Annotated in this window: 15 protein-coding genes and 6 pseudogenes; 12 read left to right on the top strand and 9 right to left on the bottom strand. The window is 48.5% G+C overall.

Annotated elements, in window-relative coordinates; genetic code table 11:
• Positions 1-153: 153 nt before the first annotated feature.
• From KQP84_RS05720 to KQP84_RS05710, 3 genes and pseudogenes are all read right to left on the bottom strand, one after another.
• Positions 154-1,627 (bottom strand): annotated as a pseudogene (locus KQP84_RS05720) (SulP family inorganic anion transporter).
• A complete protein-coding gene (locus tag KQP84_RS05715; protein WP_215845539.1) occupies positions 1,624-2,259 on the bottom strand; it encodes a carbonic anhydrase in 636 nt (211 codons plus the stop codon). Before KQP84_RS05715 ends, KQP84_RS05720 begins: the two are co-directional and overlap by 4 nt.
• Before the next feature lie 581 nt (positions 2,260-2,840).
• Entirely contained in the window at positions 2,841-3,650 is an 810-nt protein-coding gene (locus KQP84_RS05710; RefSeq protein WP_215845538.1) for a 5'-nucleotidase, lipoprotein e(P4) family, read from the bottom strand.
• A gap of 109 nt (positions 3,651-3,759) precedes the next feature.
• On the opposite strand from KQP84_RS05710, the pseudogene KQP84_RS05705 reads away from it, so the two are divergent.
• A pseudogene (locus KQP84_RS05705) lies at positions 3,760-4,465 on the top strand (purine nucleoside phosphorylase YfiH/LACC1 family protein).
• A gap of 117 nt (positions 4,466-4,582) precedes the next feature.
• Here the strand turns inward: KQP84_RS05705 and KQP84_RS05700 are convergent.
• Positions 4,583-5,284, bottom strand: a complete 702-nt coding sequence (locus KQP84_RS05700) for a response regulator (protein WP_215845537.1) — start codon at positions 5,282-5,284, stop codon at positions 4,583-4,585.
• Positions 5,285-5,882: 598 nt separating this feature from the next.
• Here KQP84_RS05700 and KQP84_RS05695 point away from each other — a divergent pair.
• The 7 genes and pseudogenes from KQP84_RS05695 (at position 5,883) to KQP84_RS05665 (ending at position 12,603) form a co-directional block, all read left to right on the top strand.
• Positions 5,883-6,560 carry a type 2 periplasmic-binding domain-containing protein gene (locus KQP84_RS05695; RefSeq protein WP_215845536.1) on the top strand — a complete coding sequence of 226 codons (678 nt, stop codon included), beginning with the start codon at positions 5,883-5,885 and terminating at the stop codon, positions 6,558-6,560.
• Between the two features lie 29 nt (positions 6,561-6,589).
• Complete coding sequence (locus tag KQP84_RS05690; protein ID WP_215845535.1) at positions 6,590-6,799, top strand: hypothetical protein; 210 nt, start codon at positions 6,590-6,592, stop codon at positions 6,797-6,799.
• Positions 6,763-8,751, top strand: coding sequence for a hybrid sensor histidine kinase/response regulator (locus KQP84_RS05685; protein ID WP_215845534.1), 1,989 nt, complete (start codon positions 6,763-6,765; stop codon positions 8,749-8,751). The genes KQP84_RS05690 and KQP84_RS05685 overlap by 37 nt, the downstream gene beginning before the upstream one ends.
• Entirely contained in the window at positions 8,748-9,206 is a 459-nt protein-coding gene (locus KQP84_RS05680) for a response regulator (protein ID WP_215845533.1), read from the top strand. The genes KQP84_RS05685 and KQP84_RS05680 overlap by 4 nt, the downstream gene beginning before the upstream one ends.
• 35 nt (positions 9,207-9,241) lie before the next feature.
• The gene (locus KQP84_RS05675; protein WP_215845532.1) at positions 9,242-9,499 is read left to right on the top strand and encodes an Hpt domain-containing protein; all 258 of its coding nucleotides are present in this window, start codon (positions 9,242-9,244) and stop codon (positions 9,497-9,499) included.
• A 136-nt stretch (positions 9,500-9,635) separates the two neighbouring features.
• Positions 9,636-10,259, top strand: a complete 624-nt coding sequence (locus tag KQP84_RS05670; protein ID WP_215845531.1) for a response regulator transcription factor — start codon at positions 9,636-9,638, stop codon at positions 10,257-10,259.
• A 323-nt stretch (positions 10,260-10,582) separates the two neighbouring features.
• Positions 10,583-12,603 (top strand): annotated as a pseudogene (locus KQP84_RS05665) (oxidoreductase).
• 3 nt (positions 12,604-12,606) lie between these two features.
• Here KQP84_RS05665 and rlmG read toward each other — a convergent pair.
• Positions 12,607-13,725 carry a 23S rRNA (guanine(1835)-N(2))-methyltransferase RlmG gene (rlmG, locus tag KQP84_RS05660; RefSeq protein ID WP_215845530.1) on the bottom strand — a complete coding sequence of 373 codons (1,119 nt, stop codon included), beginning with the start codon at positions 13,723-13,725 and terminating at the stop codon, positions 12,607-12,609.
• Between the two features lie 82 nt (positions 13,726-13,807).
• Here rlmG and KQP84_RS05655 point away from each other — a divergent pair, with 82 nt between their 5' ends.
• Positions 13,808-14,311, top strand: coding sequence for a M48 metallopeptidase family protein (locus KQP84_RS05655; protein WP_215845529.1), 504 nt, complete (start codon positions 13,808-13,810; stop codon positions 14,309-14,311).
• On the opposite strand, the pseudogene KQP84_RS05650 reads toward KQP84_RS05655, so the two are convergent.
• Positions 14,308-15,994: pseudogene (locus KQP84_RS05650) on the bottom strand (chloride channel protein). The gene KQP84_RS05655 and the pseudogene KQP84_RS05650 sit on opposite strands and share 4 nt — an antisense overlap.
• A 144-nt stretch (positions 15,995-16,138) precedes the next feature.
• On the opposite strand from KQP84_RS05650, the pseudogene KQP84_RS05645 reads away from it, so the two are divergent.
• The 3 genes and pseudogenes from KQP84_RS05645 to sstT all read left to right on the top strand — a co-directional run bounded on the left by KQP84_RS05645 (position 16,139) and on the right by sstT (position 19,811).
• Positions 16,139-17,124: pseudogene (locus tag KQP84_RS05645) on the top strand (Gfo/Idh/MocA family protein).
• Between the two features lie 251 nt (positions 17,125-17,375).
• Positions 17,376-18,344 (top strand): TerC family protein, encoded by a 969-nt coding sequence (locus KQP84_RS05640; RefSeq protein ID WP_215845528.1) that lies wholly within the window; start codon positions 17,376-17,378, stop codon positions 18,342-18,344.
• A 234-nt stretch (positions 18,345-18,578) separates the two neighbouring features.
• A complete protein-coding gene (sstT, locus tag KQP84_RS05635) occupies positions 18,579-19,811 on the top strand; it encodes a serine/threonine transporter SstT (protein ID WP_215845527.1) in 1,233 nt (410 codons plus the stop codon).
• Between the two features lie 40 nt (positions 19,812-19,851).
• On the opposite strand, the gene KQP84_RS05630 is transcribed toward sstT, so the two are convergent.
• The 3 genes and pseudogenes from KQP84_RS05630 to uxaC all read right to left on the bottom strand — a co-directional run bounded on the left by KQP84_RS05630 (position 19,852) and on the right by uxaC (position 24,212).
• Entirely contained in the window at positions 19,852-21,342 is a 1,491-nt protein-coding gene (locus KQP84_RS05630; protein WP_215845526.1) for a UxaA family hydrolase, read from the bottom strand.
• Positions 21,343-21,346: 4 nt separating this feature from the next.
• Positions 21,347-22,794: pseudogene (locus KQP84_RS05625) on the bottom strand (tagaturonate reductase).
• 2 nt (positions 22,795-22,796) lie between these two features.
• Positions 22,797-24,212 carry a glucuronate isomerase gene (gene uxaC, locus KQP84_RS05620; protein ID WP_215845525.1) on the bottom strand — a complete coding sequence of 472 codons (1,416 nt, stop codon included), beginning with the start codon at positions 24,210-24,212 and terminating at the stop codon, positions 22,797-22,799.
• Positions 24,213-24,494 lie beyond the last annotated feature (282 nt).

The raw sequence follows: 24,494 nt of genomic DNA, 5'->3' as shown, positions 1-24,494 counted from the left end.
CATGACCTTACTTCGAAAAAAGCAGAATTCGATGCAGGTTAAGCCTAACGGCAGCAAGAAACGGCGCTAATTATGCGCCTTAAATAAAAAAATCGGCTATCCGAGATATCCGATTTTTTCTTATGTAATGCCTTTTTCAGCGGCAGTTTATGACTATTTTACTGCTACCGGCCACTGACTAAGTCGAATGCCTCGTTTATCCGCATTATCACCAAAATCCTTCAGCACTGCTTTGACATCCGGATCGATGTATTCAGCATTATCGTTGTCGACAATGAGCACACTGTTCTCTGGAATCTCATCCAGCAACCCTTGCAGCTTAGGGTTGTGCATAAAAGTCAGGTTTTGCTGAAAGCGTAAAACGTAGTGATCGTCATAACGTGTAAGTTGCAGTGCATTATGATGACTTTTATAGATGCTGCACAAAATTTGCGTGGCGATACCGATGCCAATTCCTACCAGCATTCCCAGCGTAATGATGCCGACAATGGTTGCCAGGAATGGCACATATTGTTGCGGCCCCATGCGGAATTGTTCAATAAAGAGACGGGGTGTAGCCAGCTTATAGCCGGTATAGAGCAGTACCGCAGCCAGGCTCGCCAATGGAATCGCATTCAGCATTTCACTGAACCACAAGCCGCAAATCAGCAGCAAAGCGCCATGAATAAAGATCGACAGCTTAGTTTGTGCACCAGCACTCACATTGACCGAGCTACGCACGATCACGGCGGTGATTGGCATTGCACCTAAAAAGCCGGCTGTCAGATTACCAATACCTTGAGCAAACATCTCTTTATTCGGCGAAGGCGCAGGGCTTTGCGAACGCAACTTTTTCAACGCTTCCTGACTGAGTAATGTTTCAAGACTCGCGACCAGCGCTAAAGTCACCGCCACAATCCATACCTGTGGATTTTGCCAGGCCATCCAGTCCGGTGTTTCGAGTTGACTCATTAACGCAGATACACTGTCGAAAGCGGGTAATGAGATACGCGGTAAAGCGCCAGCAAGGTCGGGAAAAAACGTCCACCGAACACAGTTGCCAGACAACCAAACAACACTGCGATCAGCGGTCCGGGAATCCATGCCAGCGCTTTAACGCTTTTCACCACCGATGTCGTCCAGAACCAGAGAATAACCAAGCCAATGGCGGCTACTGCCATCGCGGGTAGCGAGAATGTCATCTCGCCATTGACCACGGAAATGAGCTCAGCATCGCTTGAGGCGCCAAGTGCTACCGGAATTTGCTGCATGATAAGCAAAATACCGATGGCGGCGAGCATGCCTTTAATCACGCTGCCTGGTACCAAAGAAATAAAGCGCCCGGCTCGCAGCAATCCTAGCAGGCACTGCATCGCGCCTGCGATGATCAATGCGGTGAGAAATGCAGAGAAACTGCCCAGCGAGGCCATCGACGCCACCACGATAGTAACAAGTCCCGCCGCAGGTCCACTTACGGCAAAGCGCGATGGACTCAGTGACGTTACCAGCAAACCGCCAATAACGCCGGTCAGTAAGCCGGCAAAAGGGGTAATCCACTGGCCTGCGCAATGCCAAGACAGAGCGGCAATGCGACCAGAAAAACCACTAAACCGGCGGGTATATCCCGGCGCAAGGTATCAAGGTTCATGGTAAAGGCTCCTCTGCTGATTGCTGAATCAACTCTTTCAAATGGCCTGATTGCAGATCGTAAACGCAACCAAACACAGCCAGTTCCTGGCCCGACTGCCAGGCTTTACGTACCGGTTCTACTGCCACCAGATGGGAGAATTGGGCGATAACATTGGCTTCAACTAAACGATTGAGCTTATCCATTTCATTTTCATTTGAAGCGCTAAGCGCGGTTAGCCCATGTTTTAAATCATTACGTAACGTTGCAATACGTCTGGCTAACGCAGAGTTCTCGTCTGCCAATGGGCTTTCGGGCAAATTCAACGCAGCCTGAACCCCGCCACAACCATAATGTCCGCTCAAAACGATGCGCTTTACGCCAAGATAGAAAATGGCGTATTGCAAGACGCTCAACAGGTTGTCATCGTTGGCAACCACCATATTGGCAATATTGCGATGAACAAAAAGCTCACCTGGATGCGACCCGGTTAATACTTCCGCCGGTACGCGACTGTCCGAACATCCTATCCATAATGAATGCGGTTTTTGCTGATGAAGATATTTTTCGAAGTAATTTGGATTGCGCTGGCGGCGCTGTAATGCCCAACTGCGATTTTTCGCTAATAAGGGTTTAAGTGTCGTCACATTCATCTTCTCTTCACGGCCGGGAATATCGGTTCCAGGTAAAACACGGAGTAAATCAGCTCACCTAATAATGTTGAGCCATATAGAAATAAGCACTGCATCACAGAAAAAGGTTATAGACGCTAATGATTCAGATTGCACCATTAATGATTCAAGTAATTAAAATACAATTCCAAATGTAAATAATAATTCAATTAATGTCAGCGGCAGGTAAAAATCATTAAGCGCTAAACAGGAAGCAAGCAAAAAGAAATAAATAAAAAAACTTTAAATTCAAGATATTGAAAGGGATAAAAAGCGCAAAGGTATTTTTACTATTGACGTAAAAATACACGTACTAATTATAGAGCTATTCATTACGGGCAATAATGATGCGCTAGTGTTAGGAATACTCTTAATTATAAAAACTTATCATTAGCGAGAAGCACTGGGTAAAAACCGGTTTACCAAAATTTTATGCTTGAAGTGCGTTTAATTTAAAGCGAGAGATAGGTATTTTAATTCGCAGGGATATAGTGACGCAGAAAAGTAAATCAGATCCATTTTTAAGAAGAGCCTGAAGAACGCAGGCTCTTTTTCTTGACGAATTATTTACCGTTCCAACTTTCCAGTCGTGATGCGCGTGTCGAAAGCTGCTGTTCAGGCGTTAACTTATTGTAGTTTTCAGCCATTCCGCTTTCCCAGTCACCGTAAAGCGGATTGGGCAATACAATAAACTGCGTACCAAAATGTTGATGATTGAGGTTCACGAATTCACGGCGTTGTTGATTACCTTGATGCCAGGTTGCACCGCCAAAATCATTCAGGTTATCGCCAATATAAAGTGCCACGTTGTAGCCTTCATTTTTAATGGCATCAAAGCGCGCCTGCTTATTAGATGTTTCGGTATTCAAACGCACGGTTTTCTCGCTCACGCCCGTAAAGCCCAATTGCTGCATGTTGGCCACGGTTGCAGCGTAATCCCGTTGATCGCGGTTAGAGACATAAAACATTGTGCCGCCGTGGCTGTTAACGTAACGCGCAAACTCAACCGCGCCAGGGACTGCTTTAGCCTGCTTTGCCTGCGTCCATGCTGACCAGGTTTTTGCTGTAAAAGGTTGATCCCCTTTCGCCTGCCAGGCGCTATAAGCGCTGTTATCCAACATGGTTTCATCTAAATCGACAATCACTGCTTTAGGTTTACCCGTCAGAGAAGGCGCATGATCAAATGCCAGTCGTGCGCTGTTAAACGCTTGCCAGGTCAACGCTTCATATTCACCCGATTGCTGGAACCAGTTAACTGCTGATACTGTTTGTTGGTTAAGCTGCTGTTGTGCCTGGCGTTGAGCGGGTTGCGCGCAGCCAGTTAGCAGCAGCGCCGTTATGCTGGTAACAGCGAAAATCGCTGAAGTTTTCATCGTTTCATCCTTAAGGTGTGAAAGGTCAGTTTGCGTAAAGCTTCAAAAATGTAGCAGTTAACGTAAGCTGTGGGCAGCAGAACACGCGCCGTTATGACAGGAGATTCTTATGTCCGTGAACCCACGCTCACCGTTGCTTAATTCACTCGGTTGGGTCGATTACGCTTTTCAACCTGCAGGAATGCCACCACCCACCGATGCGGCTTACGGACATCAGCGTCACAGTGCGAACGTGGTTTTAGCGAGTCAGAACTTCCCCCAAGCGTTGTGAATCCGATGGTGTAATTGCCACTGATGAAAGGCCAGTCGCGGTGTATACCGCAGACTGCTTACCGGTGTTAATTGCAGATGCTAAACAGCAAAACGTCGCTGCGGTACATGCAGGTTTGAAAGGTACGCTCAAGGGCGTGCTTTATCGCACAGTAGAAAAGCTCTGTGCATTGGGTGCGACGCCACAAAGTCTTTACGTTGCTATCGGACCCGCTATCGCGCCCTGTTGCTATGAATTGGGGGAAAGCATGCTGGCAGAAATCGAACGAACAGAGGGCGTGCCGCAGCACATAAAGTGGCATCAATCACAGCCGAAAAATTCTCATGCTCAACGCAAACAAGCCAATCCCCATCAAAACGGAATTTGGTTTGATCTTCCTGAGTTAGCGAAGCAGATGTTGATTCAGGCGGGCATCCCGGACAGGCAAATCGAGAACGTTAACATTTGCACTTACTGTATGGCAGAATCAGGTTCAAGTTATCGCTATAACACGCATTTTAATAGTGATTATCAATCACGCTTCTCGTGGATTCGACGGAAATAAAAAGGGCGTACAGAGCCAAGGCACTATAAATAAATTGGCAAATCTGTTACCCAAATTTTAACGAGGTGACTGCTTTATGGGCAGCGATTCGCCTGTTGCCTCTCGCTGCCGTTAGAGTTAATTGCCAGACATGAGGTCATGGCTATATTTGAATAATTCTGAGTCTGAACGTAATCCCAATTTTTTGAGTGCCGACTGCTTTTGGCCACTGACAGTTTTGCGACTCCGTTTAAATTTTACCGCGATTTGTGAAACACTTAACCCGTCTAAAAAACAGCGAACAACTTCAACTTCACGCGGGCTCAGAAGTTTGACCTTCTCATACATATTGCCTTTGGTGCCCAGATCGAAATTTTCTTGCAGCGCTTTTTCATTCACTACATAGAGATGTTCAACTTCGTAAGCGACTTCCTGGGAAAGATACAAGCGCCCCTGAGCGACCTGCCGAATTGCATGAATAATTTCCTGCATTTTGTGACTCTTGCCTATAAAGCCTTTTACCCCAGCACTAAGCACCATTTTGACAATGGCAGGGCTCTCCATTGAAGATGAAATTAAAATGTTTTGATCCGGATAATGATTTCTTAATTGTTTCACTAACGCTAAACCGTCTAACTCGTTCTCACCAAGTAAGAAATCAAGTACCAGCACATCAACAGTGGATTGCTTAAGTTGATTGAAAATTTCGCCGCTGGATCCCCACGTTCCGATTAGTTCTATGTCTGCTTCTTGTTTCAGACACATCTCAAATACAGTGCGGACCATAGGATGGTCATCTAGTACAGCAACACGTACTGGCTTGTTGTGGGCGTTCATCATTAAATTCCTATTGTTACAGTGAAACCACTCACCCCTATTTGATAACCACACCAATTGAAGCGTAGAAACTTCTTAGACTAAAATTCTCCGTGAGGATTTCGGCCATTGGAATAAGGAAACAGACATCTTAAATAAAAATAAAAAAATAAAAGCAACTCAGCTTTCATTTCTTATTGGCGTCATTATGTACAAACACGCCAATGCAATAACCCAACAGCCTGCTACATCTTATTTACAAATAATAACCGCCCGTTAGGAAAATCTTTACTGATTGATTTATTTATAAAACCCAACAAACAGATGCTAAATTCGCCGCATAGCTGACGAAAGAAATTCTGACGCAGAAAACAGACAAGACCACACAAGACATTTCTTAAACATGCAATTTAAGCAGCAATTTTATTGCCACAGCCTATCAATTATAATTTTTAACGCAAGAAACGCCCATCCTATAACAGTAATTTGAGAATGGTCGCAAAAAAGCCTAACAAATGAGAAAGCGCTCATAATTTCCTTAGAACTCCTTATAATCACGCCCCATTAGTTATTCAAATCTTTTAATAACTTAATTTATACTTTCCTATAAAGAGAAACCGCTGTGTATAAGCAAGTTATTTTCTCGCTGCTGTTCGTTTTTGTTAGCGTAATGCTTACGGTGCTGGACACGCATGCTGCGTTACGTCCGCTGCAATTACAGCCCGGATACGACAATGCTCAACCGATACTGCACATGCCTATTTCTGTGCAGAGGGAAATTAAGGATAAAACGGTCAAAGTCGCTATCGCCGGGAAGCCACAACCGCCTCTTTATATGGATGCAGATAGCCGACGCTTTGAGGGCATTGCAGCAGAATATCTTTCACTGTTGCAAACCATGCTGGAAATTCATCTTGAGCTTTATCATTTTGACAGCCAGGAGGAAGCGTTACGCGCAGTTAAGAACGGTGAAATGCAGCTGATGGCCCTGTATCAACCTCAGCAAACGCCAGAAGCATTACAGCTCATCGCCGGGCCGCCATGGCTGCTGGATTACAGTGTTATTGGCCAAATCACGGCAAACATGGACTCTGCCTCGAAAGATGTAGAGACGCTGGCCTGGACAGGTAGCGAAACATTAAATACTTCGTTGCTGCAGAAATTCACTGCCCTAAAATCTCAACATTATCCCAGCCAGTATGATGCCGTAGCAGCCGTAATTTACGACCAGGCTGACAAGGTATTGGGCAACGCAGCCACTTTAACCCATCTCAATCACTATTTTTTTCCGATGCCTTAACGCTTTCACGCCATGAAAACTCGGTCCCGTTGAATGTCAGTTTTGGTATCAGCCCACATTTCCCCGAGTTGGCAGAAGCAGTGAATCAAGCAATGTCGATGATTCCCTTAGCCAATCGTATGCAAATTGCTAACCGCTGGCAGCTCAATTCACGTCATGTCATGCAGAGCAATCCGCTGGGATTAACACCGGAAGAGGAGACATGGCTGCAAATGCACCCTCTATTTTGGCAACCATGACAACAGAATTAATGCCACTGATAAAACAGGAAAAAGATCAGCAGTCGCAAGGTATGGCACAAGACTTATTAAACATGCTCGCACACCAAGGAAATTTAACCTTTATCACTTCAGGGCCCACTGTTCATGATTCACGCCAGGCTCAACTGCCACGCGTTAATCCGTTAAAAATCATGGAGAAAACGGATAAAGATCCAACAATATTGACGCGTCCTTGGTTGGTTTCACATTGGGTTGTTGTCACGCGAAAGGCAATAAAAGAAAAGCAAAAGAGTGCATTATCAGGCCGTAATCGAGTTGCCGTTCTTAAAAACGAGACCACACAAGCGTGGTTAAATGAGCAATATCCTAGACTGCAGATTTTACCGATTGAAAAACCGCTTGAGGCACTTAATGATTTAAAAGCGCAGAAAATAGATGCCGTAATCTTGCCAAAAATCTTTGCGGATTATCATCTGCACAACCGTTTTTCCAACGTGCTAATTATCGAGAAAGCATTAGATGTTGAGGCTGCACGCTTCGTCATAAGCGTTGATAAAAAGCATCCTGAATTAGTGACAATTCTCGATAAAGCTTTACTGGCCACACCACCCCAAACGTTATTCAAGCTGCTGGCAGGATGGCGTCAGGCGGAAACGCCCTTATTAATCACCTCATGGCAAAATTATAAGCAAACCATTTTACTGGTAATCACTATTTCTGCCGGGTTAATGCTGCTCGTCATTCTGTGGAATTACCATTTACGTCAGGTCATTCAAAAGCGAACCCAAGCTGAAAATGCCTTGAAAAACCAGCTTAATTTTACTCACACGCTATTTAATGATTCGCCTGTTGCCATGTGTATTCGTGACAAGCAAATGCGGCTGGTTGACTGCAATAAAGCTTATCTCCGCTTTTTTAATGTTGATGAGAAAGATGTGCTAGGTAAAAAGCTTTCAGACATTGTTGATGGTCATAATGCGATGATCGACAGCATTGAACAAAGCTACCAGCAGACTTTACTCAGTGGCGAAGTGGTTATTCGCGATATTGAAGTGAACGTTGAGGAACACACTTACTCGCTCTATCACTGGACATTGCCGTTTCGCGATCGGCTTGAAGAGGTTGTGGGTGTTATTGGAGGTTGGGTTGACGTTAGTGAGCGCAATGTTTTACTTCGTGAACTGCAACTGGCAAAAGAAGAAGCTGAAAAAGCTAACCAGTCTAAAAGTGATTTTCTGGCCAGTATGAGTCATGAAATTCGCACCCCACTCCATGCCATTATCGGTCTGCTGGAAATGGAAAACCGCCAGCATCCTGAAAACCTATCAGAAAATGTAAAAGTTGCTTATGGATCCGCACGTGCGCTGCTGGCCTTGTTAGGCAACATTTTGGATCTTTCTAAAATCGAATCAGGGCTTCATCAGCCGACGTTTGAAACCGTTTATTTGCCCGATGTGGTCAATAAAATCGCAGCGCTTTTCTACGCCAAGGCGAGCAACAAAAAATTACAGCTTCTGTGCGAGATCGATGTCAATACAGGCTGGATCAAAACCGATCCGCTTATTCTCAATCAAATTCTGTCCAATTTATTAAGTAATGCGATTAAGTTCACCGATCAAGGTGCGGTCAGCATCGTGCTAATACAGGGTATTGACGAAGAAGCCGGCTACGGTGAATTTGTCGTTGAAGTCAGTGACAGTGGCTGTGGGTTAACCGAAGAGCAGCGACAGGCGATTTTTGAGCCCTTTGTTCAGGTTGGATCGCGTCAGCAGCAGCAACTGGGAACCGGATTAGGCTTGAGTATTTGTCGCCATCTGGCCGACCTGCTGAACGGAGAGCTTCGCGTGGAGAGCGAACCAGGGGAAGGATCCGTTTTTCTTTCGCCTTTCGCGCTTCGCATAGCCAGCCCTCAGAATTTGTTTTCCATCCTGTCGACGCGTCGCCTCATCCAGAACAGTTATCGATTTTGATCATTGACGATCATGCACCAAATCGTCTGTTGCTGGGTAAGCAACTGGAATACGCCGGTCATCAAGTCATGGTGACTGAAAGTGCCTCGCAGGCGTTAGCCGTGTGGAATGAAGATCCGCAGCGCTTTGACTTGATCATTACCGATTGCAATATGCCCGGCATGAATGGATTCGAATTTGCCCGCGCCTTACGTAAAGAAGAAGCTGAACGCGGCTTAATGCCCGCTACGCTTTATGGGTTAACTGCATCGGCTGAACGCCAAACCATCCAGCGCTGCCTTGACGCCGGTATGGATGATTGCTTATTCAAGCCGTTGGATTTGGGAGCGCTGCAAAATTATCTTACTCGGTGCACCCATAAACGTTCAGGTGAACCCGCGTCAAAACAGTTAATTTCACCACTGGTGAAAGCACCAAGAGAGGCAAACTACACACCCTTTTCTCTCCTCTGCTGACACAACTTGCTGAAAAAGATCCTGCCGGATACCTAATGATGCTGCAAAGTATTCAAACCAGCCATGCAACGTTGCTGAAGGCGATACAACAATCCACCGATCGCGATACGCTCTCAGAGTTAGGCCATAAGCTAAAAGGCGGCGCACAAATACTTAATGCTACCGTGCTTGAACAATTGGGGCGTGAGCTGGAAAACAATCGTACAAACGAGGTTGCGTTAGCGCCATTAATTGAAAAGATTACGAATGAAATTAAAAATATCGATCAACAACTGATTAATTCTCAAGGGTGATGCAACTGAGTTAGTTGTAAAATAATAATTTTTTATCGGGACGTTTCTCGATTCATAAAATTAAACTCAAGGAGATAATATTTTAAAAATATATAATCCCTGGCATCCCTGATCGTGCCAGCGGAAAGGGGAAGTTATGTTTAATGCAAAAATACTCATCGTCGATGAGCATCGCTTAGTTTCATCGGGTATCCAGGCCCTATTATTAATGTCTGGCTTTAAGTATGTCGATGTTGTGAATACTGTTAACGATGGGATAAACGAAGTAACCCATCATCACGTTGATATTGTGATTCTTGATCCTGAGTTTAAACATAATAATGGTATTGCCTTTTTACGCGACATTGTAAAATCAAAGCGATACATTAAAATAATCTTGTTAAGTCAAAGCAGTAATGAAAACTTGATTATGCAATCTGTTCTCAACGGTACTAATGGCTTTGTCTCAAAACATGAGCACATCCAAACACTGATTGCGGCCATTAGTTGTGTCTATAACTGCGTAGACTACTTACCGGTTGAACTGGTTAAACGTAAAAAAGATTATTTAGGTGAACAACATTTACTGTCAAAGTTAACCACACGGGAAATGTTGATTCTTCGCCAACTGGCCATGGGGAAAAGTAATAAAATGATTGCGGGTGAACTGGGTTTACACAACAAAACCGTCAGTACCTATAAAACAAAGATATTCCAAAAACTTGAAACTAAAAACTTGGTGGAAATTATCGAGCTGGCTCGCAGGAATGGAACCTGTTAGGTCATTAATTGAGACAGGTCTTGCTGAATATTATCAGTTCACAGATTATCATAAATCATACTGATTTATTTCAGTATTAAAAACCAGGTTATATTGAAAACAGGAATTCATTACAAACAGAGCTAATCTTATTAGCCGGTCTTCATGCTTTTACAGGGTTCTGAGTATCTTCCCGTGCCTGTACGACAGAAATCCACTTCTGTCGCCTGCGACTCAGAACCCTGCTCTTTTTTGATATCTCTCACAACCTCATATCGTCGCCCTGTTGTTTAATACAGAACTCGCTAAAGTAAACTCATCCGACCACTTATTTGAGAGTGATGATGACTGAGCGCAATGCATCTTATCCCGCATTATTTTCTCCACTGGATTTAGGCTTTACCCAGCTAAAAAACCGTTTCCTGATGGGTTCAATGCATACCGGGTTGGAAGAACATGCTGAAGGTGCGGCTCGGCTAGCTGCATTTTATGCCGAGCGTGCACGCGAAGGTGTTGCGCTGATTGTCACCGGCGGCATTTCACCCAATGCACAGGGGTTGGCATGGCACATGGCGCCCTGCTGACTCGTGAAGATCAATGCGCCTGGCATCAGCAAATAACCGAAGCTGTTCATCAACATGACGGGAAGATTGCCCTACAGATCTTGCATACGGGCCGCTACAGCTATCAAAAAGATTTGGTGGCCCCCTCTGCTCTTCAGGCTCCTATCAATGCCTTTACCCCCAAAGCGATGAGCGATTCAGAAATTATGCAAACCATTGCAGATTTTGCCCAGTGCGCGCGCCTCGCCCAACAAGCGGGCTATGACGGTGTGGAAATCATGGGTTCGGAAGGCTATCTAATAAATCAGTTTTTGGTTAAACACACCAATCAACGGGACGATCGCTGGGGCGGCGATTTCAATCAGCGCATGCAGTTCGCACTCGCTATCACACGTGCAGTCCGCCAGGCAACCGGCGACAGATTTATCATTATTTTTCGTCTGTCGATGCTCGATCTTATTCATCAAGGCAGCTCTCTGGAAGAGACGTTATTACTGGCCCATGAACTTGAGCAGTGCGGCGTGACACTCTTCAATACCGGTATCGGCTGGCATGAAGCACGTATTCCCACCATTGCTACTTGTGTACCGCGGGCCGCTTTTGCCTGGGTGACCAAGCGTCTGCGCGCCCATGTTTCTGTACCGGTGATCACCACCAACCGTATTAATCATCCTGACGTCGCTGAACAACTTTTGCAGGATGGCTGCGCGGATATGATCTCGATGGCGCGCCCGTTTCTCGCTGATGCCGCCTTTGTCAGCAAAGCACAGCGCGGCGAACCTGACAGCATTAATAGCTGCATTGCCTGTAATCAAGCCTGTCTCGATCAAATCTTTGTCGGGAAAGTAACTTCTTGCCTGGTGAATCCACGTGCCTGTCATGAAACACTGATGCCCGTGCTTGCCAGCGAAGCGCCGAAAAACCTCGCCGTTGTAGGCGCGGGTCCCGCAGGCATGGCGTTTGCTTTACAGGCGGCACAGCGTGGTCATCAAATCACCCTTTATGAAGCCGCATCTGAAATCGGTGGGCAGTTCAATATCGCTCGCCAAATCCCTGGTAAAGAAGAATTCAATGAAACGCTGCGCTATTTCAGCCACCAATTAGCTGCGGCGGGTGTAACAATAAAAACTGCCTGTCGAGCGGATATCGCGCTGTTAAAGGATGCTGATGAAGTGATTTTAGCGAGTGGTATAAAGCCGCGTACGCCGCTAATTCCAGGCATTAATCATCCTAAAGTGCTCACTTATCTTGATGTCATTCAGGATAAAAAACGGGTCGGAAACCGTGTTGCGATTATTGGCGCAGGCGGGATTGGTTTTGATACCGCAGAATATTTATCGAAACCCAACGGTGAAGAGTCCTTGAATACCTTTTTTGCCGAGTGGGGAATTGACCGCAGCCTGACGCAACGCGGCGGACTGACCGCTCCGCATCCGCATCCGTCAACGCGTCAAATCTGGCTGTTACAGCGTAAAGCGGGTAAACCCGGTGCAACACTGGCGAAAACCACGGGTTGGATCCATCGTGCCAGCCTGCAATCTCGCGGCGTACAGATGTGGGGCGGCGTTGAATATCTATTGATTGATGATGATGGTCTGCATATTCGGCGAGAGGGAGAAGTGGTGCTGTTACCCGTTGATAATGTCATTATTTGCGCTGGGCAAGAGCCGCAGCGCGAGCTGGAAGCTGCGCTGCGTGAAAGTGGGAAAACGGTAAGACTGATTGGCGGTGCCGATGTAGCAATGGAGTTAGATGCGCGACGCGCCATTGCACAGGCAACGCAACTGGCATTAACAATCTAAAATTTAACGCATTTTTACCGCACGCAAGATAACGAACTTTTGATTCGATGCCACCAGCGTGCAGTTGCCAAACAGCTTTTTCAACTTATGGTGATAATCGAGGTGGCGGTTACCGACAATGCGCAATTCGCCGCCATATTGCAGGCAACGTTTGGCATCACGGAACATTTGCCATGCCAGATGATCGGTAACGGCGTGCTGCTGATGAAACGGCGGATTGCACAACACCGCATGTAAACGGTCAGAAGGATATCCGCTCAACACGTTATTCACGCGGAACTGGCAACGCGCCAGATCGTCTGGACGATTGATCTCTACGTTCAGGCGGCTGGATTCAACCGCCATGTAGGACTCATCCAGGAAATGCACTTCAGCCTGCGGGTTGCGTTCCAACGCCATCAACCCAATCACACCGTTGCCGCAACCTAAATCAACAATTTCACCTTCAATGTTCTCAGGCAGATGCTGCACAAACAGTCGCGCACCAATATCCAAAGAGGATCGGGAAAAGACGTTAGCATGGTTGTGGATCTGGTAAGGCGTATCATCCAGCGGCCAAACGGTCGTGAGCGGTTGCTCACGCAAAGCGGGCTGAGTAAAGGTGCTGTAAATCACTCGCGCTTTTTTCCACGCCAGCGAAGTTTTGGTTTCACCAATGATCTGCTCAAACAATTGCAGCGTCGAATTGTGAATTTCCTTGGCACGCGCGGCAGCCAGAATTACCGTTTCCGCGGTGATTACCTGACGTATTGCACGCAGCTGCTGCTCTAGCAAGGCCAGCGTTTTAGGTACCTTAATCAGTACCGCCGCTGGCGCGGCAGGCAATGTCGCAAGGCTATCAAGGAAATGGACTTCACCATCATCAAGTTCATTAAGAATCAGGTTTTGACGCGTCGCCTGCTGGCTTAGCCATGAATCACTGATATGCCAAACCGGACGGGGATTCAGCGCACATGTCAGCGCACCGAAGCTGTCGTTAAATACCAGTATCGGACCTTCTGGCAGCGCCTGCTGCAAAAGGTATTCATCAGCCGCATCCCAGGCTTGTAACGGACTTTCGTCACGCATCTGCGGGAAACGATGCAGGATCAGTGTGCGATCGTTCAGTTCAAGTTGGCTCATGAATTCTCCGGCATGGTACACTTTGGTTGATTTTCGCCCCAAAAAGGGGGCGCAGTATACTGTCTTTCACCGGGAATCCCTAATGTCCTCACTGATCTACCTTCAGGGTTATCCTGAGCCCATTCTTGAGCAGGTTCATACGTTGATTGAACATCAGCGTTTAGGGACATTTCTGCAAGAACGGTATCCCGATACGCACAATGTTATCAGCGATAAAGCCCTGTATGACTTTACGCAATCGCTTAAAAACCGCTTTATGCGAAATGCACCGCCCATCAGTAAAGTCATTTGGGATAACAAAATTAAAGTGATGAAGCATGCATTGGGTTTACATACCGCCATTTCTCGCGTGCAGGGCGGCAACCTTAAAGCCAAGGCGGAAATCCGTATTTCCACCTTCTTTCGTATGGCGCCCGAACCTTTTCTGCGCATGATTGTGGTTCACGAGCTGGCGCATCTTAAAGAGAAAGAGCACGACAAAGCTTTTTATCAGCTCTGTTGTCACATGGAGCCAGATTACCACCAGCTCGAATTTGACGCTCGCCTGTGGATGACCGATCAAGCCATGCGCGGTAACGCCGCTTAAAGAAACTCCTGCGCTTTCTGAATCAGACTGGTTTTGGTTAGCGCCCCCAGGAAGCGGCGTTCGTGTGGATTATTGAGCACCGGCAAGCGCTCCAGCGTCACCAGCGCGAAGGCTTCCCAGCCTTCTCGCATACTTTGATTCTGATAAACGCAGGGGAAGTTGTCATCCATCACCTGCTGTACCGGCGAATCCAGCGTAATTTCCTGTGCCAGCACTTTGCGCGATATTTCGTGAATCGATACCACGCCAAGAAACGCGCCCTCGTCATTAATCACATAGACATAACGCTCACGCTTTAGCGAGCTCACGGCCAGCGCTTGCCCAACTGACTCTTGGGGTTTCAGGGCCGCGCCAGGTATGATCAGCTCAGCCACTCGCATATTATCAAAGTCATATTTGGCTTCTGAACGGTTGAAATGATTGCTCACGACCGGATAGGTACTGGCGGATTGCAGGCGATAAACCACCATCGATGCCAACACTGCCGCAATCATCAGCGGGAACAGCAAGCTGCTGTTGAGCGTCATCTCCAGCACCATTAATATCGCCATGAGCGGCGCCTGACTAACCGCAGCCAGCACCGCCGCCATACCAATTGCGGCATACAACAAGCTATTACCAAGGGGCAAATGCAACGCCAGTCCGCACGTCGCCAACACCACACCTAACAACGCGCCAATCAACAGCGATGGCGTAAATAGCCCCCTACCGCATTTGATCCCACCGACAAACTGGTCGCCAGCGTTTTCAATACCAGCAGCAACAGCAATCCTGGCAACAGATAATTTCCCGCCATGACTTTAACGATGACTTCATATCCGTTACCCAAAATATCGGTTGAGACGATCGCCAGTAAACCCACCGCAAAACCCCTGCGCCTAGCCGCAGCGGCAGCGAGCTAACACGGCTAAACAACTTTTTGCTGCGCGCAATCAACGTGATCAACAGCCAACCTGCCAGCCCGGCGCAGAGACCGATAATCACCGTCATGAATAAACTACTGGCGTCCATGTGGAAGTTAACATCAGCCAGCGGGTAAAGCGCGCTGCGAAAACCCAGCGTCCACATTGTCATGACCGCGACGGCAGAAGAGATAATGAGTGGGATAAGGCGCTGAAGCGCTGAAATACCAAAGGCGATCTCAGCCACAAAAATCGCCGATGCCAGCGGGGCGTGATAAACCGAAGAGAGGCCAGCCGCAGCGGCCATTGCCACTACATCACTGTTTTTGAGGTTCAGCGAGGCGGGCAAAAATTTCCCTATCATGCTGCCGCACAGCGCTGAAAGCTGCACCATCGGCCCTTCTTTACCGATAGAAGCGCCGCTGCCGATACTGGCAATCGAGGATAACGCCCGAAACAGCGACGTTTTCGTCGGCACCGCATCAAGCCGTGCGTTAATCACTTCGAGATAATCAGTTTTAAGCGTTTGCTGCTGCTCAATGTTCACGGCATAACGCAAGAAAAACCCTGCCAGCAATCCACCTGCACCCACCAGCAGCGGCCAGAGGATCCACGGCCAGACATGCATCGCCTCGGTAATTTCACTACTGCTACCAAAAAGCAGATGATTAATCAGCTCAATAATGCCGCGAAAAGCCAGCGTAACCAGTGATGCAGCGAAGCCGACCGGAATGGCAATTAACAAAGTGGTCCAGTTTAGTGCGTGTTTACTTCCTTTCACCTGCGCCTCTTCTTTCTGCCATAAACCGTTGCTTGATCATAATATTGGAATGCGGATCGCAGGATCAAATTCACATTGGTCGTCTGCGTTGCGTGACACGTGGGACATGCTACTCTGCCGCTTTACCTCTGCAGGAGAACCATCGTGATTCGTTTTGCCATTGTGGGAACCAACTGGATTACTCGCCAGTTCATTGATGCCGCTCATGAGAGCGGAAGCATGAAACTCAGCGCGGTCTATTCGCGCAGCCAGCAGCAGGCAGACGCATTTATTGAAGATTATCCCTGCAACCAGACGTTTACCTCACTGGAGGCGCTGGCAGCCTGCGCGGATATTGACGCCGTTTATATCGCCAGCCCTAATGCGCTGCATTGCGAACAAGCATTGCTGTTTCTCTCGCACGGCAAACATGTGATTTGCGAAAAACCGTTGGCTTCTAATCTCAAAGAAGTTGAAGCGATGATCGCCTGCGCGCGTGAGAATCAGGTAATCCTGTTTGAAGCCTTCAAAACCGCCAGCTTACCTAACTTTTTGCAGCTGCAACAGGCGCTGCCGCAGTTGGGGAAATTGCGTAAAGCGCTGCTCAATTATTGTCAGTATTCCTCGCGCTACCCACGCTATCTCAACGGCGAAAATCCTAATACCTTTGATCCGCGTTGGTCCAACGGTTCAATTATGGATATTGGCTATTACTGCTTAGCCAGCGCCATCACGTTGTGGGGTGAACCGAAAAAGTTCAGGCACAGGCCACCTTACTGGATACCGGCGTCGACGCACATGGCGTCGTGGTTTTGGATTATGGTGATTTTGACGTAACTATTTTGCACTCCAAAGTCAGCGATTCCGCCCTTCCCAGCGAAATTCAAGGTGAAGCGGGTGCGTTAGTCATTCAGAAAGTCTCCGAATGTCAGCAAATTAGCTTTATTCCGCGCGGTGGCGATAAACAAGACCTGACTCAGCCGCAGCACATTAATACGATGCTTTATGAGGCTGAAGCCTTTGTGCGTCTGGTTGAACAACGTCAGGTTGATCATCCTGCGCTGGAAATTTCACGCATTACTGCCGCACTACTGACTCAAATTCGTCAGCAAACCGGGGTGATATTTCCAGCCGATCAGGGTGGAGTGTAAATATTTCTAAATATGACTGGCCGCGATTGCTTCCTGTCCGTGAAATCCGTACTTTACGGTTTGCAAAGGGGAGTAACTTGTAAGCTGATTGATCGTCATTACGGTGCGCAAGCATCCGGTCATCAGGCAACCTGGAATAACATTCTGTGTTGTAAGTGAGACCTTGCCGGAAGGCGAGGTTTGCTTACATCAAAATAAGCGGCTGATGTCTTCTGACTTCAGCCTTTTTTATTTCTAAACAGGATACGATTATGCAAACTGTAGGAACGCCATTGCTTTGGGGCAGTTTTGCAGTGGTTGTGCTCATCATGCTGGCGATCGATCTCTTATTGCAGGGACGTCGTGGCGCACAAACCATGTCATTTAAACAAGCTGCCATTTGGTCGTTGATCTGGATTTCCGTCTCGCTGCTGTTTAGCGCCGCCTTTTGGTGGTATCTCGAAGGAAGCGCAGGTCGCGAAGTCGCGAATACACAAACCCTCGCCTTCCTGACCGGTTATGTGCTTGAAAAAGCGCTGGCGGTCGATAACGTGTTCGTCTGGCTGATGCTGTTTAGCTACTTCTCTATTCCCGCCAACCTGCAACGCCGAGTGCTGATTTACGGTGTGTTAGGTGCCATCGTTCTGCGTACTATCATGATTTTTGCGGGCAGCTGGCTGGTTACGCAGTTCAGCTGGATCCTTTACGTCTTCGGTGCGTTCTTGCTGTTTACAGGCTTGAAAATGGCGTTTGCAAAAGAAGATGAAGGTGGCGTCGGAGAGAAGCCGGTGGTGCGTTGGTTACGCAGTCATCTGCGTATGACAGATTCGCTGGAAGGTGAAAAATTCTTCACCCGTAAAAATGGGGTACTGTTCGCAACGCCATTGCTGCTGGTGTTGATTATGGTTGAGCTGAGCGACGTCATCTTCGCGGTCGACAGTATCCCGGCCATCTTTGCTGTTACTACCGATCCGTTTATTGTTTTAACGTCTAACCTGTTTGCGATTTTGGGCCTGCGCGCCATGTACTTCCTGTTAGCGAACGTGGCGGAACGCTTCTCGATGCTGAAATATGGCCTGGCGATCGTGCTGGTCTTCATCGGTATTAAAATGTTGATTATTGATCTTTACCATATCCCAGTGGGCATCTCGTTAGGTGTGATTGGCGCTATTCTCGCCTCAACGCTGCTGGTTAACGTCTGGGTTAACCACAGAAACGACCAAAAGAAAATCTCGAAATAATTATCTACAGGGGCAGCTTCTGCCCCTGTTTTATTTTGCATCAGCAAAATCAGTCATTCCTTATCTCTGTCACACTTCCTTTATCCAGCATAATAAAAATTCGACATGGCCCACATTGGCGGAATTATCTCTTTTCTCAACAGATCTTTTCCTTATACTCCGCCGGGCAAACCGTTTTGGCCGCAGGATAGATCGCGACTAAAGCTACATCCCGCGACAAATACAGAAAAAACTATGCAGAAAACACTCTCCGCACGTCTGGCCGCACTGTTCGCAGGAAGCCTGGTAAAACAAATCATGATCGGGCTGATTGCCGGTATTGCTCTGGCCTGGTTCTCACATGATGCCGCTTTAGCCGTTGGTCTATTGGGCGATCTGTTCGTTAACGCATTGAAGGCCGTAGCGCCTTTACTCGTATTGGTGCTGGTCATTTCATCAATTGCGAACCATAAGCAGGGCCAAAAAAGCAACATCAGGCCCATCGTCATGCTTTATCTGCTCAGCACCTTTTTTGCCGCTGTTGTCGCCGTGATATTCAGTCATTTGATGCCACAAACGCTGACGCTGGCGGTAGGCACCACCGAAATTACGCCGCCATCAGGCATTACTGAAGTGCTGCGCGGTCTGCTGATGAGCATGGTAGCTAACCCGATTACGGCGTTAATGAACGCCAACTATATTGGCATTTTAGTCTGGGCGATCGGTTTAGGACTGGCTTTCCGTCACAGCCAGCCCAGCACGCGTGCGTTTTTAAATGATGCATCGAACGCAGCAACCTGGCTGGTGCGCTGTGTGATTCGCTGCGCGCCGATCGGTATTTTTGGTTTGGTTGCGTCGATTCTGGCATCCACCGGTTTCGGTGCGCTGTGGCAATACGCGCATCTGCTGACGCTGCTGATTGGCTGTATGGTGCTGATGGCATTAGTCGTCAATCCCCTGCTGGTTTACAGCAAAATCCGCCGTAATCCTTATCCGCTGGTGTTTACCTGCCTGCGTGAAAGTGGCGTAACCGCCTTTTTCACCCGCAGCTCTGCGGCCAACATTCCGGTCAACATGGCTATCGCCAAACGCCTGGGTTTGGATGAAGATACCTATTCAATATCCATTCCGCTGGGCGCCACAATCAGCATGGCGGGCGCATCAATCACCATTACCGTGCTAACGCTGGCGGCGGTGCATACATTAGGTATTAGCGTGGATGTACCCACCGCGATTCTGTTGAGTCTGGTGGCATCATTGTGTGCGTGCGGTGCGTCGGGCGTGGCGGGTGGTTCACTGCTGCTGATTCCTGTTGCCTGCAATATGTTTGGTATTCCCAACGATTTGGCCATGCAGGTTGTTGCCGTAGGTTTCATCATCGGCGTGCTGCAGGATTCTGCCGAAACGGCGTTGAACTCCTCAACGGATATTTTATTTACCGCGGCCGTTTGTCAGTCTGAAGCGGAGCGCGCGCCAAGTCGCGCTTAAAACAGATGGCGGCCTACTCAGGCCGCCATTTTTATACGCTTTATAGCGTGACGCCGCTTTTAAAAATCGCCAATTCCCTGAAATCATTCTTCTCATTATTTGTCGCCTGACCATTCGCAATGGTTACGATGGTATCGACAAAATCTGCCAGCATCTCATCCATGCTCATGCCGTGGATCAACCGTCCGGCATCAAAATCTATCCAGTGTGGTTTTTTCTCAGCCAACGGCGTATTGGTTGCGAGTTTGACGGTAGGCACAAATCCTCCGTAAGGCGTGCCGCGTCCGGTGCTGAACAACACCATATGACATCCTGCTCCGGCCAGCGCGCTGGTGGCAACGGCGTCATTACCCGGCGCGCTCAGCAGATTCAGACCCGGCGTTTTCAGTCGCTCGCCATATTTCAAGACATCAACAACCTGGCTTTGCCCCGCCTTTTGCGTACAACCCAGCGACTTCTCCTCCAGCGTGGTGATGCCGCCCGCTTTGTTGCCAGGAGAAGGGTTCTCATAAATCGGCTGTTGGTGATCAATAAAGTACTGCTTGAAATCGTTGATCATCGCCACGGTTTTATCAAAAGTGCTTTCATCGCGGCAGCGGCTCATCAAAATGCGCTCTGCACCAAACATTTCCGGTACTTCCGTTAACACTGTCGTGCCGCCGTTGGCGATCATCTGATCGGAGAAACGTCCCAGCAGCGGGTTGGCTGTAATACCCGAAAAGCCGTCAGAGCCGCCACATTCCAAACCGAACTTAAGCTCGCTGAGTTTGCCTGGCTCACGTTGGTCGTGACGCATTTTTTCATACAATGCATGCAAACGCTCAAGGCCGGCCTCCACTTCATCGTCATGTTGCTGGCAAACCATAAACTCTACGCGATCGCTTTCAAAACTGCCCAACGTGTCACGAAACGCATCAACCTGATTGTTTTCACAACCAAGGCCAATCACTAATACCGCGCCCGCATTGGGGTGCCGCACCATATTTTGCAGCATGGTGCGCGTATTGTCGTGATCCTGTCCCAGCTGTGAACAGCCAAAGGTATGGCTGAACAGGAACGCACCATCAATATCCGCGGCGTCCTGCGTTTCCTTCAGAAAACGTTGCAGGATTTGACGCGCAATGCCGTTGACGCAGCCGACGGTTGGCAATATCCATAACTCATTACGAATGCCAACGTCACCGTTGGCGCGGCGATAAATCTGTACTTCGCGGTCGCCCGGCTGAGGCGGCACATCAACGAATTCAGGTTGATATTCATACTCATCCAAATCGCTGAGGTTGGTACGCGAATTTTGTGAATGGATCACTTCGCCTTCGGCGATTGGCTGGGTAGCATGACCAATCGGCAGTCCATATTTGATCACTAAATCGCGCTGCGCGATGGGTTGCAGCGCAAACTTGTGTCCTCGTCCAACCTCTTGTTGCAGCGTTACCGCCACATCAGACAATTCAACGGTGCTGCCTGCTTCTAAGTCGCGCAACGCCACGGCAACATTGTCGCGCGAATGAATTTTAATTGCGTCTTGCATAGCGTTATCTCAGTTGGCTCAGCGCCTCACGCATCCCGTGAACGATGATGTTTTGCAGGTGTTGGGTAACCGCTGCGGTCAATCCCGGTTGCAGGGTTAAATCTTCTCCCCAGTGCTGCGCATTGCTTAAAACGTTGCGCACCAGTTGTTCCGGAGAAATTTCATCCGCTTTCAATGCGGTCCAGCCTTCAGCGAAGCATTGCAGCCATTGCGTGTCGTCTTGCAACGGCCAGCTTTTCTCTTCTGACTCGCCGCGATAAAAAGCGATTAACGCAGCAAATGCGAAGGTCAACCGTGGCGGCCAGTTGCCGGTTTGCTGATGCGATGTCAGCAGCGGCGTCAGGAGGCGCGTACGGAATTTAGTCATGCTATTCAGGGCAATCGACAGCAAAGCATGGCGGATAAAAGGATTACGGAAGCGACGCTGTACCGCATCGGCAAAGGTGTGCAGCTCGTCACTCGGCAGATCCAGTGTCGGGATCACTTCATCGCGCAGCAGGCGATCAACAAAGCCCGCAATTGCGGCATCGTCCATCGCTTCGCCCACGCTTTCTAACCCGGCCAGATACGCCACCGGCACCATAGCGGTGTGAGCGCCATTCAGGATCGCCACTTTTTGTGCTTTGTAGGGCGCGATGTCTTCAACTCTGCGCACCTGCGGGCGAGCACATCCAGTTTAAGCTCATCAACCAGCGCGGCGGGGCCTTGAATCACAAACTGGTAATAGACTTCACCCGCAACCAGATAGCGATCTTCATAACCTAGCTCAGCTTCAATTTGCGCACTTTCCTGCGGAAAACCGGTCACGATGCGATCCACTAGCGTGTTGTAGAATGCACAATGGTCGCTGACCCACGCTTTAAATTCTGACGAAAGCTGCCAGTGATCGGCATAGCGCAACACCGTTTCACGCAGCATGTCGCCGTTGTGGTCGATCAATTCGCACGGCACGATTAACCAGCCTTTATCGCTCGCACCGCTGAAATGGTTGAAGCGCGCCCACAGCAGCTGAGTGAGCTTGCCAGGAAAGCTGGAGGCGGGTTGATCGGTTAACGTATCCGACTCGACAAACGCGATACCCGCTTCGGTGGTATTGGAGAACACGAAACGCATCTGCGCATTTTCAGCTAATGCCAAAAAATCGTCGTACTGCTTGTAAGGCTGGATTTCGCGATTCAGGCTACGAATCAGGCGTGTTTCACTGACCTGTTCGCCCTGCTCGTTGAGGCCACGAATCAGCGTGGTGTAAAGACCCTCCTGCTGATTCAGGCTGTCGCTGACTTCACGGTTGCGCGGCCGCACCACAACAATCCCCGCATCGGTGCCGTGATGCTCATTCAGCCAGTCGATTTGCCAGTCGATAAAAGCACGCAGAAAGTTACCTTCACCGAATTGAATCACGCGATCGCTATAGCGGGCGCCGGGAAAATCGTTACGATTCAGCCGCTGCATAATCATGCTCCTAACTCAATGCCGAAATAGTCGCGGGCATTGTTGAAGCAGATGTTCTGCACCATTTGGCCTAACAACGCTTCATCTTCCGGCGCTTCGCCCCGCTCAACCCAATTTCCTATCATCTGGCACAGCAGGCGGCGGAAATATTCATGACGCGTATATGAGAGGAAGCTGCGACTGTCGGTCAACATGCCGACAAAGCGGCTTAACAAACCAATTTGCGCGAGTTGTGTCATTTGACGCTGCATACCATCGAGCTGATCGTTAAACCACCAAGCCGATCCAAACTGCATTTTTCCTGCTTCGCCTTCACCCTGGAAATTGCCCGCCATGGTGGCCAGCACTTCGTTGTCGCGTGGATTCAGGCAATAAAGAATGGTTTTTGGCAACGCGTTATGGAGATTTTGCGCACCTAACAAACGCGCCAGCGGTTCAGCCACTGGATGGTCGTTAATAGAGTCAAAACCCACATCCGGGCCAAGCAATTCAAATTGACGTTGATTGGTGTTACGCAGCGCACCAATATGATATTGCTGCACCCAATTGCGACGTGCATATTCGCCGCCCAGCCAGACCAGCACCGCTGTTTTGAACTGTGCAATCTCCTGTGGATTTGGAGCTGTACCCTGCAGGCGACGCGATAAAATGGCATCCAGCGTGGCTTCATCTGCCTCGGCGTAACAAACTACATCTAAAGCATGATCGGAGACTTTGCAGCCATGTGCGGCAAAGTAATCAAGGCGCTTGCTCAACGCACGCAGTAAGTCATCAAAACGCTGCACGTTAACGTCAGCAATGCGCTCCAGCTTCTGAACCCACGGTAAAAATGTCTCGGCTTCAATATTGAACGCTTTATCGGGTCGCCAGCTCGGCAGCACTTTGACATCAAAACTGGCGTCATCGGCGAGTGCGCGATGATGGGACAGATCGTCGAGTGGATCGTCGGTAGTGCCAACCATTTTTACATTCATCTGCTTCATGATGCCGCGTGTTGTGAATTCATCCTGCGCCAGCAAATCATTACAGCGATGCCAAATAGTGTCGGCGGTTTTCTCAGAAAGCAGCGTGCCGGTGATACCGAAGGGGCGACGTAATTCGAGGTGAGTCCAGTGATAGAGTGGATTACCAATGGTGTGCGGCACGGTACGCGCCCAGGCATTGAATTTTTCATGATCGCTGGCTTCACCAGTACAAAATGACTCTGGCACACCGTTGGCTCGCATCGCTCGCCATTTGTAGTGGTCCCCTTTCAGCCAGATATCGTACAGATTAGCGAAGCGATAGTTTTCAGCAATCTGCTGCGGTGGCAAGTGGCAGTGATAATCGAAAATTGGCTGATCCTTCGCGTAATCGTGATAAAGCCGACGAGCGAATTCGGTATCCAGCAAAAAATCCTCGGTCATAAAACGCGACATGCTTACTTCCTCTTAGGCTGAACCTTTCATGGCTCAAAGTTATCATACCAATTTTAGCCAACAGCAGAATTCTTTGCGATCACGCTCACATAAACGGCAGTAAATAGCCGGGCTTATGGACGCTTCTGTCGCCGGCAGCAGGCTAAATGGCTGTCTTGACGTAGGTTTAAAGTATCCCACAGGCCTGAAAGGGTTTTTGTGATGGCTCTCAACTTTTAAAGTTGTATAACAAGTTAGGCTCTCGCTCCGTCATTCGTTGTTCAGCGAATGCACTTAAAAGGC

This window comes from Candidatus Pantoea bituminis (assembly GCF_018842675.1).
Taxonomy (GTDB): domain Bacteria; phylum Pseudomonadota; class Gammaproteobacteria; order Enterobacterales; family Enterobacteriaceae; genus Pantoea; species Pantoea phytostimulans.
This window is presented reverse-complemented; position numbering and strand designations above follow the sequence as displayed.